The sequence below is a fragment of the Pseudomonas fluorescens genome (genome assembly GCF_902497625.1).
Taxonomy (GTDB): domain Bacteria; phylum Pseudomonadota; class Gammaproteobacteria; order Pseudomonadales; family Pseudomonadaceae; genus Aquipseudomonas; species Aquipseudomonas fluorescens_BQ.
Genome location: NZ_CABVGX010000118.1, coordinates 1 through 1,400 on the forward strand (window position 1 = coordinate 1; position 1,400 = coordinate 1,400).

A 1,400-nucleotide genomic window follows, 5' to 3' on the forward strand; every position below is an offset into this window, starting at 1 on the left:
TGCGGGTCAAACCGACTGCCGAACAGATCCATCGCGCCGAAGCACTTTACAAGCGGATCAGCATGGGCAAGGCGGCCGTTCCCGTCAGCGATCAATGGCAACCGGCGCTGCTCGCCTGGCTGCCAGTGCTGACAATGGGGCTCGTCGGCACCGCAAGCGGTGTCTGGCTGGGTCCCACTGAAGCGACACTCCTGACAATTGCAGCTTCGGTCCCGATCGGCTTGTTCATTTCTCGCCGACAGAATCGCGGCGCGCTCAAACTGCTGGAGCTGGCTGAATCTTCAACCTGCGACGCCCTCCTCGGCAAAATGTACAGTGATGAGCGCGGCCCTCAGGCTCGTCTGGAAACGGCGTTCGTCAGTCAGGCCTCGCGGCTCAAGACCTGCCTCACGCGCCTTCAGGACACGGCCGAGCAACTGACCAGCCTGGCCGGCAAATCCGACGGTCTGGCTGCCGACAGTTCACGGGGACTGGATCGTCAGCGCGTCGAAACCGAACAGGTCTCGGCAGCAGTGAATCAGATGGCGGCAACTACACAAGAAGTCGCCAGTCACGTCCAGCGCACGGCCGATGCGACGCAGGAAGCCAATGTGCTGACTGCCCGCGGACGCGACGTCGCACGCGATACCCGCGAGTCGATCCAGCGCCTCTCCGTGGTGGTGGGCGAGACAGGGTTGACCGTTGCGCAACTGGCCAGGGACAGCAATGAAATCGGCACAGTGGTCGACGTTATCAAAGGCATTGCCGACCAGACCAACCTGCTTGCGCTGAACGCCGCCATCGAAGCTGCTCGCGCGGGTGATATGGGCCGCGGCTTTGCGGTGGTGGCGGATGAGGTGCGCCAGCTGGCCCAACGCACCACCGAGTCTACAGCACAGATCCACGGCCTGATTTCCAAACTGCAGGTGTCTTCCAGCAACGCGGTGAAGACTATGGAAAGCGGCCACCGGCAGGCGGAGGAAGGGGTGGCCTGGGTGCTGGAGGCCGATAAGGCCCTGGTAGGCATCAGTGAAGCCGTAGCGAACATTACCGACATGACCACCCAGATCGCCGCCGCGACTGAAGAGCAAACGGCGGTCGCTGAGGAAATCAGCCGCAACATCACCACCATCGCGCATCTGGCGGATCAGACATCTGAACAGGCCAGGCACTCGGCGCAACTGAGCACCGAACTGACGCAGACCGCGAAAACCCAGTACTCGCTGGTGGAGCGGTTCAACCGTTAGTCGCAGGTTCTGTAGCAGCCGGACGCAGGCTTCGCCAGCTGCTACAAGGGGGCGGTGGATTTTCGGTTCACTGATGAAAATCATGGCCAATCAATCCCACCCGTACTTCAGCCGCCGCACTCAACTCCCCGGGCGCTGACATCAATCTCGTAGCAGCTGGCGCAGCCTGCGTCC

The 1,400-nt window shown here is 62.1% G+C and carries 1 protein-coding gene; it reads left to right on the forward strand.

The genetic code is table 11. The features are described from left to right. Nucleotides 1-62: 62 nt before the first annotated feature. The gene (locus tag F8N12_RS27520; RefSeq protein WP_412072165.1) at nt 63-1,226 is read left to right on the forward strand and encodes a methyl-accepting chemotaxis protein; all 1,164 of its coding nucleotides are present in this window, start codon (nt 63-65) and stop codon (nt 1,224-1,226) included. The last annotated feature ends 174 nt before the right edge of the window (nt 1,227-1,400 follow it).